The sequence below is a fragment of the Pseudomonas sp. N40(2020) genome (assembly GCF_014472415.1).
Taxonomy (GTDB): Bacteria; Pseudomonadota; Gammaproteobacteria; order Pseudomonadales; family Pseudomonadaceae; genus Aquipseudomonas.
In genome coordinates this window covers 19,489-34,480 of the sequence record NZ_JACSZV010000005.1, presented here as the reverse complement: position 1 = coordinate 34,480, position 14,992 = coordinate 19,489, and the positions used below count along the sequence as shown (strand labels likewise).

12 protein-coding genes are annotated in these 14,992 nt (G+C 57.9%); 2 read left to right on the top strand and 10 right to left on the bottom strand.

Annotation, left to right across the window (positions count from 1 at the left end):
• Positions 1–12 precede the first annotated feature (12 nt).
• From IAI51_RS05320 to IAI51_RS05305, 4 genes are all read right to left on the bottom strand, one after another.
• A complete protein-coding gene (locus IAI51_RS05320; RefSeq protein ID WP_187677525.1) occupies positions 13–3,306 on the bottom strand; it encodes a DEAD/DEAH box helicase in 3,294 nt (1,097 codons plus the stop codon).
• Between the two features lie 16 nt (positions 3,307–3,322).
• Positions 3,323–4,060: an S-methyl-5'-thioinosine phosphorylase gene (locus IAI51_RS05315; RefSeq protein ID WP_187677524.1), complete on the bottom strand. Its 738-nt coding sequence runs from the start codon at positions 4,058–4,060 to the stop codon at positions 3,323–3,325.
• Between the two features lie 12 nt (positions 4,061–4,072).
• Positions 4,073–5,083 (bottom strand): beta-N-acetylhexosaminidase, encoded by a 1,011-nt coding sequence (gene nagZ, locus IAI51_RS05310; RefSeq protein WP_187677523.1) that lies wholly within the window; start codon positions 5,081–5,083, stop codon positions 4,073–4,075.
• Positions 5,084–5,241: 158 nt separating this feature from the next.
• On the bottom strand, positions 5,242–5,949 hold the full coding sequence (locus tag IAI51_RS05305) for a TetR/AcrR family transcriptional regulator (RefSeq protein WP_007910473.1): 708 nt from the start codon (positions 5,947–5,949) through the stop codon (positions 5,242–5,244).
• Positions 5,950–6,178: 229 nt separating this feature from the next.
• Between IAI51_RS05305 and lexA the strand changes: the two genes are divergently transcribed.
• Both lexA and sulA read left to right on the top strand, forming a co-directional pair.
• Positions 6,179–6,787 carry a transcriptional repressor LexA gene (gene lexA / locus IAI51_RS05300; RefSeq protein ID WP_003226590.1) on the top strand — a complete coding sequence of 203 codons (609 nt, stop codon included), beginning with the start codon at positions 6,179–6,181 and terminating at the stop codon, positions 6,785–6,787.
• Between the two features lie 10 nt (positions 6,788–6,797).
• Positions 6,798–7,271 carry an SOS-induced cell division inhibitor SulA gene (gene sulA / locus IAI51_RS05295; RefSeq protein ID WP_187677522.1) on the top strand — a complete coding sequence of 158 codons (474 nt, stop codon included), beginning with the start codon at positions 6,798–6,800 and terminating at the stop codon, positions 7,269–7,271.
• A gap of 97 nt (positions 7,272–7,368) precedes the next feature.
• Here sulA and IAI51_RS05290 read toward each other — a convergent pair whose 3' ends face one another.
• From IAI51_RS05290 to fadB, 6 genes are all read right to left on the bottom strand, one after another.
• A complete protein-coding gene (locus IAI51_RS05290) occupies positions 7,369–7,602 on the bottom strand; it encodes a hypothetical protein (RefSeq protein ID WP_008082203.1) in 234 nt (77 codons plus the stop codon).
• Between the two features lie 106 nt (positions 7,603–7,708).
• Positions 7,709–8,233 carry a DUF6586 family protein gene (locus tag IAI51_RS05285; RefSeq protein WP_187677521.1) on the bottom strand — a complete coding sequence of 175 codons (525 nt, stop codon included), beginning with the start codon at positions 8,231–8,233 and terminating at the stop codon, positions 7,709–7,711.
• Positions 8,234–8,377: 144 nt separating this feature from the next.
• Positions 8,378–11,011 carry a type I DNA topoisomerase gene (gene topA / locus IAI51_RS05280; protein ID WP_187677520.1) on the bottom strand — a complete coding sequence of 878 codons (2,634 nt, stop codon included), beginning with the start codon at positions 11,009–11,011 and terminating at the stop codon, positions 8,378–8,380.
• 114 nt (positions 11,012–11,125) lie between these two features.
• Complete coding sequence (locus IAI51_RS05275; protein WP_007910467.1) at positions 11,126–11,362, bottom strand: DUF1653 domain-containing protein; 237 nt, start codon at positions 11,360–11,362, stop codon at positions 11,126–11,128.
• A gap of 98 nt (positions 11,363–11,460) precedes the next feature.
• Positions 11,461–12,636: an acetyl-CoA C-acyltransferase FadA gene (gene fadA / locus IAI51_RS05270; RefSeq protein ID WP_007910465.1), complete on the bottom strand. Its 1,176-nt coding sequence runs from the start codon at positions 12,634–12,636 to the stop codon at positions 11,461–11,463.
• A 29-nt stretch (positions 12,637–12,665) separates the two neighbouring features.
• The gene (gene fadB, locus IAI51_RS05265; protein WP_187677519.1) at positions 12,666–14,813 is read right to left on the bottom strand and encodes a fatty acid oxidation complex subunit alpha FadB; all 2,148 of its coding nucleotides are present in this window, start codon (positions 14,811–14,813) and stop codon (positions 12,666–12,668) included.
• Positions 14,814–14,992 lie beyond the last annotated feature (179 nt).

The window sequence follows — 14,992 nt, the reverse complement described above, 5'->3', positions numbered from 1 at the left end:
CGGCTTAGGCAATCAACCCTTGGCAACAGGCAACGGCGCAAATAATGCCTCGATGTCACTCTGCTCCAATTTCCATCCCCCCGTCGTGCCACCCTCGAGCACCGCCCCAGCCAATGCAGCCTTCTCCTGCTGCAACGCCTGTATTTTTTCCTCTACCGTGCCACGAGCTATCAGCTTGTAAACGAACACCGGATTGTTTTGCCCGATTCGATACGCACGATCGGTTGCCTGATTTTCCACCGCCGGGTTCCACCAAGGGTCGAAGTGGATAACCGTGTCCGCAGCGGTCAGATTCAAACCGGTACCCCCAGCCTTCAGACTGATCAGAAACAGCGGCACCTTGCCGCCCTGAAAATCCTTCACCGGTGTGCGCCGATCCGTGGTTTCACCGGTCAGCAACGAATAGGCAATGTTACGTTGCTGCAACTCTTGCTCGATCAAGGCCAGCATCGAGGTGAACTGGGAGAACAGCAGGATCCTGCGCCCCTCGCCCAGCAACTCTTCGAGCATTTCCATCAGGCTGACCAGCTTGCCACTCCCGGAGCGCAGCGCCTTTGCCGTCAACGGCATGTTGATCAGGCGTAAGTCGCAACAGACCTGACGCAGCTTGAGCAAGGCATCCAGAATGATGATCTGACTGCGCGCCACGCCACTGCGGGCAATTTCGTCGCGCACTTTTTTGTCCATTGCCACACGAACCGTTTCATAGACATCGCGCTGGCCGTCGCTCAGATCAACCCAATGGACAATCTCGGTTTTCGGCGGCAACTCGGTCGCCACCTGATCTTTTTTGCGGCGCAGTAAAAAGGGTTTTATCCGCGCCGTCAGATGCTGCATGCGCTCGGCGTTGCCGTGCTTTTCAATCGGCGTGCGGTAGTCGCGATTGAAGGATTTGCTGTCGCCGAGCCAACCCGGCATCAAGAAGTGGAACTGCGACCACAGCTCACCCAAATGGTTTTCCATCGGCGTGCCGCTCAAGCACAAGCGCTGACGGGCCTGCAAATCACGCGCGGCTTGAGCAGCCTTGCTAAGCGGATTTTTGATGTTCTGCGCCTCATCTAGAATCAGCACGCTCCATAGCTGCGGCTGCAGAACTTCAAGATCCCTTGGCAGCAAGGCGTAAGTGGTCAGCACCAAATCGTATTCGGCAAAAGTGGCGAAGTCTTTTTTCCGCGCGGTGCCATGCAGCGCCAGCACCTTCAACTGCGGCGTGAAACGCAGGGCCTCGTCCAGCCAGTTGGGGATCAGACTGGTGGGCATCACGGCTAACGCCGGATGATCAAGCCGCCCGGCCTGCTTTTCAGTCAACAGGTGAGCCAGGGTTTGCAAGGTTTTACCCAGCCCCATATCGTCACCGAGAATGCCGCCAACCTCCAGCTCGCGCAGGGTTTGCATCCAGTTGAGGCCTTCGAGCTGATAAGGTCGCATCTGCGCATTGAGTCCGGCCGGCGCGGCGACTTGCGTATGAGTTGACTCACGCAGGCGCTTGGCAAAATTGCGCAGCCGCTCGCCACCCTGCCAATCGAGCGATACACCTTCAAGCAAACTCAGGCGCGCTGCATCGGGAGCACTCAAGCGCAATTTATCGCCGAGATGATTGCCCAGATACAATTCACTGAGCGTGGCCATCAGCGGTTTGACCCGGCCAAAAGGCAGCGCGACTTTGCCACTGATGTTATTGCTGAAGCGACCGGCACCCAACTCGACCAACAGCAGCTCATCATCACCGCGCTGAGCGAGTTTGGCTGGATCGAGAAGCAGTGGATGAGTGCGCAACAGGTGCAGAAAAATCGGCAACAGGCTGTGGCGCTCGCCGTTAACGACAATCCCTAATTGCAAATCAAACCACTGCCGTCCCGACTCTTCCTCAACCTCAGCGTACCAATGCTCGACCGGTTCCACGTTGAAATGGAAATTCTTGCTGACGTCAACCTGCCAGCCTGCCTCGCGCAATGCGGGAATGCCATTTTGAGCAAAGGTGAGCCAGGTTGAATCATCGGGCAGGTCAAATCTCTCACCCGGATGATCAACGCTGCTTTTGCGCGTGGCCTTCTTGAAGCCGTGTTTCTGCAGCTGCTGACGCAGGGCTTTTTCGGCAGCAGGCTGACGCTGAATACGCAGGGTTTCAACGCCCGCAAGAACCATCACCTCCGGGTTGCGATCCTGGACGGGATGACCGTCGTAGGTGAACAGCAAAGCTGCACGGTGCTCGGGTTCGTACTGCCAGCGCGTGTAGCGTTTGCCGCTGGCGAGGGTCAGATGAGCCTTGGGCAACACATCATCGACGATCCGCTCCGTGAGCTGGTGCGGCGGGGCCACTTGCGTTGCCGCACTCATCCGATGGCTGAACTGCATTGCTTGGCGGGCCGGAATCTCTGGTGCCAATGCCAAATGACAGGCGAGTTTCTCATCGAGCTCGTTAAACAGCGGGCCGATGTGTTGCCGCTCGCGATCCAGATAATACAGCGGCTCCAGCGCGAGCACGGTTTCCACCGACGCCTCATCGCTGCTCCATTGCGGGCGAAAACTGCCATTGGCTTGTTCGGCCCAGGCAAACTGCGCGCTTCTTCTGGCGCCCGCAGTCAGCGGCTGCAACACTTCAAAATCCAGATACAAGCGCGACGTTTTCAACAGCATTTCGAGCAGTTCGGCGCCACTGCTGCCCTCCAGCGGATAGCCACTGTAATAGGCATGATGGGAGTGCATGGCCACGAGCAGCCTGGCAATTCGCAGATCAAGTTCGGTCAGATAACCGGGCTGACGCATCAGCATGTCTGATAGCGAGAACAACGGTTTGACGTCCCGCAGCTCGCCACTCTTGAGCTGGTAGACCTTGAAGATTTCTACCAGCCACTTGCCCGGCACCGGTGTTGCATTGAGTTTGTAAAAGAGCCGCGTACTGGCCGCTTGTGAGGTTTCTTCAGTGGGCTGGGTCGCCACAGGAATACTGGAGAGCCAATGTTCCAGTGATCGGCTCAGTTGAACCGGGGCATCACTTTCAGGCGCTTTATCGGCGCGAGCCTGCAAGTGAAAGAGCACCGCCGCGCTGTGCTTGCAGTTGATCTCGACCGGACAGGAGCAAAAGCAACGCAGACCGAATTGCTCCTGCTGATCTTTAATCAAGTAGATGATCTGTTGATAGACGTAGGTTTCAGAACCCGCGCAGGCCGCCTCAATCATCTCGTCATCGACTAAATGGATTTCTATCCGATCCTCGATGGCGTAATCGCGAGCCTTGGCCAGAGCATTACGGCTGAATGCATCAGTCCACGGCAGCGAGTGAAGCTGACTGATGATTGTCGTCATGGCGTTTATCACCCCTTCAGCCGGCCAACAACCGCGCCAACGCCGACTTCACCTTCCCCAGCCCGTCATGCAACGCCTGCTCGATCTCGGCCATGGTGATCACTTCGGCGGTCTTGCCAGCCGCCGGATTCACCACCAGCGCCAGACAGGCGTAATCCAGATCCAGCTCACGAGCCAGCGCCGCTTCCGGCATACCGGTCATGCCAACGATGTCGCAACCATCACGCTCCAGTCGCACGATCTCGGCAACAGTCTCCAAGCGTGGGCCTTGGGTACAGGCGTAAACACCCTGATCGCTGTACTCGCAACCTTCGGCGGCCACCGCAGCAATCAATTGCTGACGCAGCGGCTCGCTGTAGGGGAAGCTGAAATCGATGTGGGTGACATGTTCCAGATCATCGGCGAAATAGGTGTGCTCGCGCCCGCTGGTGTAATCGACGATCTGATGTGGCACGCAGAAATGCCCGGTGCCCATCGTCGGATGAATCCCGCCAACGGCATTGACCGCAATGATCGCCTCGGCGCCAGCCTGCTTCAGCGCCCACAGATTGGCGCGGTAGTTGACCTTGTGCGGGGGAAAACGATGCGGGTGGCCGTGACGGGCAAGGAACAGCACTTCCTTGCCGGCATATTCGCCGATTTGCACGTCGGCCGACGGCGCGCCGTAAGGGGTGTCCACCGCCAGCGATTGGCGAATGCTCAAACCTTCAAGCTGGGTCAGGCCGGTGCCACCGATGATTGCGTAAACCGTCATAGCGAAAAATCCTCAATCGATCAGTTGAGCTTCTTTCAGCGCGCCGATAGCGGTGAGCCAACGCGGATCCTGACGGTAGTCGGTGCTGGCGAACGCCTGACCACGCATCCTCGCGATGCGCGCCGATGGCTTGACCTTCATCCGTTGTGCGGCGCTCAGGGCCAACTCGGCGGCGGCGCGGTCGTTGCACACCAGGCCCATGTCGCAACCGGCACTGAGTGCCGCTTCGATACGACTGGCGGCGTCCCCGACCACATGGGCGCCGGCCATCGACAGATCGTCGCTGAAGATCACGCCGTCAAACTGCAACTCGCCGCGCAGGATGTCCTGCAACCAGCGGCGGGAGAAACCGGCGGGCTGCGAATCGACTTGCGGGTAGATAACGTGGGCTGGCATGACCGCAGCCAGATGCTTGCTGAGTCTGGCGAAGGGTACGAGGTCGTTGGCGCGGATTTCGTCGAGGCTTCGCTCATCGTTGGGGATCGCGACATGAGAGTCCGCTTCGGCCCAGCCGTGACCAGGGAAGTGCTTACCGGTGGCGGCCATCCCGGCGCTGTTCATGCCACGGATGAAGGCTCCAGCGAGCAGAGCGGCGCGCTCGGCATCTCCTTCGAACGAACGCGTGCCAACCACGGCGCTGCGTTGGTAGTCCAGATCGAGCACCGGGGCGAAACTCAGGTCGAGTCCGACCGCCAGCACCTCGGTGGCCATGATCCAGCCGCACTGCTCGGCCAGATATTCGGCGTTCGCATTGTCGGCGATGGCGCGCATGGCCGGCAGGCGCACAAAGCCTTGACGCAGACGCTGCACGCGGCCGCCCTCCTGATCCACCGCCAGCAGCAGATCCGGACGAATCGCACGGATCGCCGCGCTTAGTTCACGCACCTGGCGCGGATGCTCGATATTGCGGGCAAAAATGATCAGGCCGCCCACTTCGGGCTGGCGCAACAATTGGCGATCTTCGGCCGTCAACCAGGTACCGGCGACGTCCACCATCAACGAGCCTTGCAGGCCAGCAGTCATAGAGATTCCTTGAAAACGAAAAACCCGTTGCGCACGAGATCGCCACCGAAGGCAGTGCCCGGCAGGTCAGCGATATCGATAGAGAACGGGTTCAGAACGAGAGTCGGCATGGGCGGCTAGCTTAGCGGATACAAGCTGCCGCGCCCACCCGTGCGCAGTCAAACCTTGGCGGCTACCGGCGTTGACTTGCTGCGCGGGCGCAACTGCGCGGTGGCCATGGCAGCGTCGGTGACACCGGTCTCTGCGCGCATGCCTGCGGCAAGGAACGGCACCATCAGGCGCATGACTTGCTCAATGGAGGTGTTAACGCCGAAATCGGTCTCTGCGATCGCACGCAAAGCCTTGATGCCGGACATGCTGAACGCCGCCGCACCGAGCATGAAGTGCACGCGCCAAAACAGTTCTATCGGAGGAATGCGCGGCGCCGCCTCGTTGACCAGCAGCATGTAACGGCGGAACACCTTGCCGTACATGTCTTCCAGATAACGACGCAGGTGCCCCTGGCTTTGGCTGAACGCCAAACCGAGCAACCGCATGAAGATCGACAGATCATTGCCACTGCGCGGCTGGACCACGAGCGCCTGCTCAACAAGGATTTCCAGCAACTCTTCGAGGGTCGGCTTGTTTTCAGGCTTGGCCTGGCGTCGCTCCAGTTCCTTATCGAGGCTGATGCAGAACGGCCCGAGGAATCGCGAGAAAACGGCTTGAATCAGCGCTTTCTTGGAGCCGAAATGATAGTTCACCGCTGCCAGATTGACGCCAGCCTTGCTGGTAATCAAACGCAATGAGGTTTCAGCGAAACCTTTCTCCGCGAACAACTGCTCGGCAGCATCAAGAATGCGTTCAACGGTTTCCGACTGGGCCATGGCTACTCCGCCTGACAAACACTTGTTTGAAACATACGTTTCAGCCTGTGCCTTGTCAAGCCTGCCTGTTCGTTTTGGGAATGGTCGGTCAGCTATTTAACCACACAAGGCCAGTGCATTAATAAGCACGTCTGCCGACCGTCCGGCGGCCTGCAAAAAAACGGGCATTGCCAAGACCGCTTCACTGTATATAATCCCAGTCACTGTATAAAAAGACAGAGCGATCATTATGCTAAAGCTGACGCCACGCCAAGCCGAGATTCTGGCCTTCATCAAACGTTGCCTCGAAGACAATGGCTACCCGCCGACCCGCGCGGAAATCGCTCAGGAACTGGGTTTCAAATCGCCCAATGCTGCGGAAGAACACCTCAAGGCATTGGCCCGCAAGGGCGCCATCGAAATGACCCCGGGCGCTTCTCGCGGCATTCGAATCCCTGGTTTCGAAGCCAAGGCCGACGACTCTACCCTGCCCATCATCGGCCGAGTCGCAGCCGGCGCGCCGATCCTCGCCCAGCAGCACATTGAAGAATCCTGCAACATCAATCCAGCGTTCTTCCACCCACGTGCCGACTATCTGCTGCGCGTGCACGGCATGAGCATGAAGGACATTGGCATTTTCGACGGCGACCTTCTGGCAGTCCACACCACCCGTGAAGCGCGTAATGGCCAGGTTGTCGTCGCCCGCATCGGCGATGAAGTGACCGTCAAACGTTTCAAGCGTGAAGGCAGCAAAGTCTGGCTGATAGCAGAAAACCCTGAATTTGCCCCCATCGAAGTCGACCTGAAAGATCAGGAACTGGTGATCGAAGGCTTGAGTGTCGGCGTAATCCGCCGCTAAAGGAGGCTTTATGCAGTTCCCACACACACCTCAGCAAACACAACTGCCTTTATTCGAAGCGTTTCTGGCGCAACCGATGGCGCCGATCCTGAAAGACGTGGTCGAACGCCCTTGGAATGCCGAACCCGAAGTATTCAGTGAGCTGTCACTGCGCGGTGCGACCGGGAGCTGCCTGAACCTGCTCGCCCCGATACTTCGCGAATTGAGCGACGATCAAGACGCACGCTGGCTGACGCTGATTGCGCCACCCGCCAGCCTGACCCAATCATGGTTGCGGGATGCAGGCCTGAACCGCGAGCGCATTCTGCTGCTGCAACCCAGAGGCACACAAAGTGCTCATCAATTGGCCTGCGAAGCGTTGCGTCTAGGTCGCAGCCATACGGTAGTCACCTGGCTCAACCCACTGAACACGAGTTCACGACAACAACTGATCAGCGCTGCACGCACAGGCGACGCTCAGAGTCTGAACATTCGATTGGGTTGATTGGCTGGTTTGGTGCGCTGTTTGAAGCGCAGGGCTTCTCCATGGATAGAGAAGCCGATCTGAAGCGGTATCGACAGGAACCAAAAGCAGTCGGGAATCAATGAAGAACCCGAGGCCCTTCTTCCTTATCAAACTCACCTTCAATCATCCGGCCTGCCATCTGCACGCCGACGCTCAACATCGCCTTGGCGATTTCCACGTGCTGGCCCTGCAGGAATGTCTTGGCATCCTCGGAGAAATCCAGAGTCACCAAAGAACCCTCGTCCTCAGCCCTGCGCAGTTCGATTCGGCCGTCGGGTAACTCGACAATTTCTAGAAAGGACGTTGGCATATAGGTCTGTTCTCCACGAAAGGTAGGCATTATATAGACATCATTCAGGCTTCGCTCGGGATCTTGACCAGCAGCATGTTTCAGATTGCCACCGTGTCAATCCTCGTCAGCACTCGTTCAAACCTTCGCGAAAACGAATGGCCAGGCCTTTGAGGTTTTGCCGCCAACTCTCAAGCTCCTCTCGACTCAACTCCTGCGGCGCCTCTTCCTCATCCAGGTTAACCGCCTGAATCAATGGCTGTGTGACGTCACCCTTGGGCTTGCGTGGCACCCGTGGCGGCTGGAACAGCGCCGAATGCGCTGCCAACAGTTTTGCCAGCCAGGTTTCCGGATTGCCCGCCAGTTCAACCATTTCAGCCAGCTCGGGAATGGCAATCGACTCCAGCACTTCGCGTGTCAGCAACATCTCGGCCCGTGGCGCATTGGCCTGTGGCAGTCGATAGAATCCGGCGATCTCGTGACACAAACCCAACAGCGCGCCGTACAAGTGGAACAACGCCGATTCGCGCCCGGCCTGAATCAGCGCCAAGGAATTCATCGCCCGCCCCTCTTCAGCCCGAGCCAAGGCTTCCAGCGACAGGCCGGCGAAATAGATTTTCTGATTGGTACGGGTATAGAACTCGTGGGCCATGACGGCAGTCTCCACAACGAAATAATTGCTTCACACAGGCCGGACAGTGTCGTGGATCAGCCGATCTCACCGCAAGCACAAAACAAAAAGGCCGCATGAAAACCCATAGGTTCTCATGCGGCCTTTTCAGTATCAGCCTAACGCTTACTCAGCCTTGGCCTTTGCAGAGCGCTTGTCTTCAACCGTCCATTTACCACCGTCGAAGTACGCCTTCCAACCGGTAGGCTTGCCGTCGACTTCGGTCTGCACGTATTGCTCCTTGGTCTTGCGGCTGTAACGGATCACCGCTGGCAGACCATCAGGATCCTTCTGCGGCGCTTCGCACAGGAAGTGGTACTTCGGATCGATTTCGTCCTTGTGCGGCAGAATCTCGATCACCAGCGGAGCACGGGTCTCACGGTTTTTCGGGAACTGACTGGCCGCCAGGAACAGACCAGACGCACCGTCACGCAGGATGTAGGTGTCGTTGACCTTTTCGCATTTCAGCTCAGGCATCTTCACCGGATCCATCTTCGGCGGCGCCGCATCACCGCTCTTCAGCAGCTTGCGGGTATTTTTGCAGGTCGGATTAGTGCAGCCAAAGAACTTGCCGAAACGACCAGTCTTGAGCTGCATCTCGCTGCCGCACTTGTCGCACTCCAGGCTCGGACCTTCGTAGCCCTTGATGCGATAGCTGCCTTCTTCGATTTCGTAGCCCGCGCAATCCGGGTTGTTACCGCAGATGTGCAGCTTGCGCTTCTCGTCGAGCAGGTAAGCGTCCATCGCTGTGCTGCAGATCGGGCAGCGATGTTTGCCACGCAGCACCAGCGATTCCGACTCACCTTCATCGTCCGCAGCGATCTCGTCGCCCGGCACCAGATTGACAGTGGCCTTGCAGCGCTCTTTCGGTGGCAGGCTGTAACCCGAGCAGCCGAGGAATACACCGGTCGATGCGGTACGGATCTGCATCGGACGACCGCAAGTCGTGCACGGAATATCGGTCATGACCGGCTGATTGGCACGCATGCCGCTTTCAGGGTTTTCGGCCACTTCCAGTTTCTTTTTGAAGTCGCCGTAGAACTCGTCCAGCACGTTTTTCCAGTCGCGCTCGCCCTGGGCCACGTCATCGAGGTTCTCTTCCATGCCGGCGGTGAAGCCATAGTCCATGAGGTTCGAGAAGCTCTCCGACAGACGCTCGGTAACGATGTCGCCCATCTTTTCCGAATAGAAACGACGGTTATGCAGGGTCACGTAACCACGATCCTGAATGGTCGAAATAATCGCCGCGTAGGTCGAAGGACGACCGATGCCGCGCTTTTCCATTTCCTTCACGAGGCTGGCTTCGGAGTAACGCGCCGGCGGCTTGGTGAAGTGCTGGGATGGATCTAGCTTGATCAGCTTCATCACATCGCCCTGCGCCATATCGGGCAGAACGTCGTCATCGCCAGGCTTGGCAATTTGCGGCATAACGCGGGTATAACCGTCGAATTTGAGGATACGACCCTTGGCGCGCAGCTCGAAATCACCGGCCCCTACGCTCACGGTAGTCGACAGGTATTGCGCCGGCAGCATCTGGCAAGCCAGGAATTGGCGCCAGATTAGCTCGTAGAGACGCTCCGCATCGCGCTCCATGCCAGCAAGCTTGCTCGGAATGGTATTGGCATCGGACGGACGAATCGCTTCGTGAGCCTCTTGTGCGCCTTCCTTGCTGCTGTAGACGTTTGGCGTTTCCGGCAGGTATTTCTTGCCGAACTCGTCTTCGATATAAGCACGCGCCATCGTCACGGCATCTGCCGAGAGGTTGGTCGAGTCGGTACGCATATAAGTGATGTAGCCGGCTTCATACAGACGCTGGGCCATCATCATAGTTTTCTTCACGCCGAAGCCCAGGCGGTTGCTCGCAGCCTGTTGCAACGTAGACGTGATGAACGGTGCCGACGGCTTGCTGCTGGTCGGTTTGTCTTCGCGCTTGACGATGCTGTAGCTGGAAGACTTGAGCTTCTCCAGCGCGGCCATGGCCTGGGCTTCGTTCAGCGGCTTGAAGGCTTCGCCTTTCTCGCGGGCGACTTCGAAACGTACTGTCGATCCCTTGGTGGTGCCGAGATCGGCATGCACTTCCCAGTACTCTTCCGGGTTGAACGCACGGATTTCACGCTCACGCTCGACCACCAGTTTCACGGCAACCGATTGCACGCGACCGGCGGACAGGCCACGGGCGATTTTGGCCCACAGCAGCGGCGAGACCATGTAGCCAACGACGCGATCGAGGAAGCGACGCGCCTGCTGAGCGTTGACACGATCGATGTCCAGCTCGCCCGGCTTGGAGAAGGCCTCCTGAATGGCCTTTTTGGTGATTTCGTTGAACACCACGCGCTTGTAGCGGCTGTCGTCACCACCGATGGCTTCGCGCAGGTGCCAGGCAATGGCTTCCCCCTCGCGATCCAAGTCGGTTGCGAGATAGATGGTGTCAGCATCTTTGGCGAGCCTGCGCAGCTCTTCGATCACCTTCTCTTTGCCCGGGAGGATCTCGTACTTGGCTTTCCAGCCATGATCGGGATCGACACCCATACGCGAGACGAGCTGCTTGCGTGCTTTCTCTTTCGGCGTGAGCACCGGACCTTCGCCTGCGGCAGCCTTGCCGCGCTTGGCGGCTGGCTCTTTGCTGGCGCTAGCCGAACCGCTGGTGGGCAGGTCTCGGATATGGCCGATACTCGACTTCACCACGTATTGGTTACCCAGATACTTGTTGATGGTCTTGGCCTTAGCCGGGGATTCCACAATGACCAGCGATTTGCCCATGGATCAGAAAATTCCTGAATTCGAGAAGTGAAAGGCGGTTGGCGCCTGACGCGGCACCGCTATATATAGTTGATACAAGGTGAGGTCAAGCACAGGGTTCTGTGCGCACTCGCCTCAGGCCTTGGAAAAAAGGCTCGGTTCGGCTTGCACCAAAGCAAAGCGTGGCACCTGCTCGCCGTCAACCTCGACCGACTCCAGAAACATGCTCAAGGGACGCACCCAAAAGCCGTAATCGCCATACAGGGCTTGGTAAAAGACCACTTCTTCTTCAGTCTCGGAATGCCGCGCAACACTGAATACACGGTACTGCGGACCTTTGTAATGTTGGTAGAGCCCAGGTTGTATCGGCATGGTTTGGCCCTCACTCAAATTTTTTCAAAATAAAAACAAAATAAATCCACAAAAACAAAAACCGGGGCACTTGGCCCCGGCTTCCATCGACGAGACGCTTAAACGCGTTCGAAGACGGTAGAGATGCCTTGGCCGAGACCAATGCACATAGTGGCCACCCCGAAGGTGCCGCTATTCTGCTTCATCACGTTCAGCAGGGTGCCGGAAATACGCGCACCGGAGCAACCGAACGGGTGACCCAGGGCGATCGCGCCGCCGTGCAGGTTAACCTTCTCGTTCATCTTGTCGAGCACTTTCAGATCTTTCAGCACTGGCAGAGCCTGTGCGGCGAAAGCTTCGTTGAGCTCGAAGAAGTCGATATCGTTGATGCCAAGGCCTGCGCGCTTCAGGGCTTTTTGTGTCGCCGGAACTGGACCATAGCCCATGATCGCCGGATCCACACCCGCCACCGCCATCGAACGGATCACCGCCATCGGCTGGATTCCCAAGTCCTGCGCACGCTGCGCCGACATCACGATCATGCACGAAGCACCATCGGTGATCTGCGACGAAGTACCGGCAGTCACGGTGCCGCCCTTTGGATTGAAGGCAGGCTTGAGGGCCGCCAGACTTTCCAGGGTGGTTTCCGGACGAATGGTTTCGTCGTAGTCGAACAGTTTCAGGAAACCGTTCTCGTCATAGCCCTGCATCGGGATGATTTCGTCTTTGAACTTGCCTTCCACAGTAGCCTTGTGGGCCAACTGGTGGGAACGCACGCCGAAAGCATCTTGCTGCTCGCGAGTAATGCCGTGCATTTTGCCAAGCATTTCAGCGGTCAGGCCCATCATGCCCGAGGCTTTCGCCGCGTACAGCGACATGTGCGGGTTAGGATCGACTCCGTGCATCATGCTCACGTGACCCATATGCTCGACGCCGCCAACCACGAAGACGTCACCGTTGCCGGTCATGATCGCTTGCGCAGCAGTGTGCAGAGCACTCATCGATGAGCCACACAGACGGCTGACGGTCTGACCGGCCGAGGTGTGCGGGATCTGGGTCATCAGCGACGCCATGCGCGCAATGTTCCAGCCCTGCTCCAGGGTCTGGTTTACACAGCCCCAGATCACATCCTCGACTTCTGCAGGATCAACCTTGGCGTTGCGTTCCAGCAGTTTGCTGATCAGGTGCGCCGACATGTCTTCGGCGCGGGTGTTGCGGTGCATGCCGCCCTTGGAGCGGCCCATCGGAGTACGACCGAAGTCGACAATCACGACGTCTCTAGGATTCAAGCTCATAAGTTCACTCTCACTCTAGTTGGGGGCGCTTAACCGAAGAAGCGTTGGCCGTTTTTGGCCATTTCGCGCAGCTTCGCGGTCGGGTGGTACAGCGCGCCCAAATCAGCGTACTGGTCAGCCAGGGCAACGAACTCGGCAACACCGATCGAATCGATGTAGCGCAGCGCACCGCCACGGAATGGAGGGAAACCGATGCCGTAGACCAGACCCATGTCGGCTTCAGCGGCAGTTTCAACGATACCGTCTTCCAGGCAACGCACGGTTTCCAGGCACAGCGGGATCATCATCCAGTTGATGATGTCTTCGTCTGTGACTTCGCGCTGCTCGTACACGATCGGCTTGAGCACTTCCAGTACCGACGGATCGGCGACTTTCTTCTGCTTGCCTTTCTTGTCGGCCTCGTAGGCGTAGAAGCCCTTGCCGTTCTTCTGACCCAGGCGCTTGGCTTCGTACAGCACGTCGATGGCCGAGCGACGGTCATCCTTCATGCGGTCCGGGAAACCTTCAGCCATCACGTCACGACCGTGGTGACCGGTGTCGATGCCGACCACGTCCATCAGGTACGCCGGGCCCATTGGCCAGCCGAATTTTTCCATGACTTTGTCAATGCGGACGAAGTCCACACCGGCGCTGACCAGCTTGGCGAAACCGCCGAAGTACGGGAACAGCACGCGGTTGACCAGGAAGCCCGGGCAGTCGTTGACGACGATCGGGTTCTTGCCCATTTTCTTGGCGTAGGCAACGGTGGTGGCAACTGCCAGCTCGCTGGACTTCTCGCCACGGATCACTTCCACCAGCGGCATCATGTGCACCGGGTTGAAGAAGTGCATGCCGACGAAGTTTTCCGGACGCTTGAGGGCCTTGGCCAACAGGCTGATGGAAATGGTCGAGGTGTTGGACGCGAGGATGGTGTCGTCTTTGACCTTGTCTTCGACTTCAGCCAGCACGGCTTGCTTGACCTTCGGGTTCTCGACCACAGCTTCGACCACCAGGTCGACGTGACCGAAATCGCCGTAGGATAGGGTCGGACGAATGCCGTTGAGCACTTCAGCCATTTTCGCTGCGGTCATGCGACCTTTATCCACGCGGCCAACCAGCAGTTTGGCGGCTTCGGCCAGACCCTGCTCGATACCGTGCTCGTTGATGTCCTTCATCAGGATCGGCGTGCCTTTGGAGGCCGACTGATAAGCGATACCGCCACCCATGATACCGGCGCCGAGTACGGCTGCCTGCTTCACGTCCTTGGCGATTTCATCGTAGGCCTTGGCCTTTTTCTTCAGCTCCTGATCGTTCAGGAACAGACCGATCAAGCTCTGCGCGGCAGAGGTCTTGGCCAGTTTGACGAAACCTGCAGCTTCAACTTCCAGCGCCTTGTCACGACCGAAGTTCGCAGCTTTCTGGATGGTTTTGATCGCTTCAACCGGCGCCGGATAGTTCGGGCCAGCCTGACCGGCCACGAAACCTTTGGCGGTTTCGAAAGCCATCATTTGTTCAATGGCGTTCAGCTTGAGCTTTTCCAGCTTCGGCTGACGCTTGGCCTTGTAGTCGAACTCGCCGGAGATGGCGCGCTTGATCAGTTCAAGGGCAGCTTCCTGCAGCTTCTCTGGAGCAACCACGGCGTCGACTGCGCTGACTTTCAGGGCGTCTTCAGGGCGGTTTTCCTTACCGGCGGCAATCCACTCGATAGCGTTGTCGACACCGATCAGGCGCGGCAGACGCACAGTACCGCCGAAGCCTGGGTAGATACCCAGTTTGACTTCCGGCAGACCGATCTTGGCCTTGGTGGACATGACGCGGTAGTCAGCCGCCAGGCACATTTCCAGACCGCCACCCAGTGCGATGCCGTTGATCGCGGCCACGGTCGGAACGTTGAGGTCTTCGAAATCGCTGAAGATCTTGTTGGCTTCGAGATTGCCAGCAACCAGCTCGGCATCCGGCAGCTTGAAGTTGTCGACAAATTCGGTGATGTCGGCGCCGACGATGAACACGTCCTTGCCACTGCTGACGATCACGCCCTTGATCGAAGCATCTGCCTTGATGGCGTCTACGGCCTGACGCAGTTCGTTCAGGGTAAGACGGTTGAACTTGTTGACGGACTCACCCTTGAGGTCGAATTTCAATTCGACGATGCCACTTTCAAGAGCTTTAACCGTGATGGCTTTACCTTCGTAAATCATCAACTGATCTCCACGATATGGAAGCTGAACAGTACACGTCGGACGCAGGCGAATGGCTCGGCAGGACGCTTTTTCGTCGATGCTAAAGCCAATCCACCCGGCACACCCGCCAACGCGATAGTCGGGATTCTGTAGGAGCGCTCTGTAAGACAAACGCTCAATTCATACGCCCGTTTGAT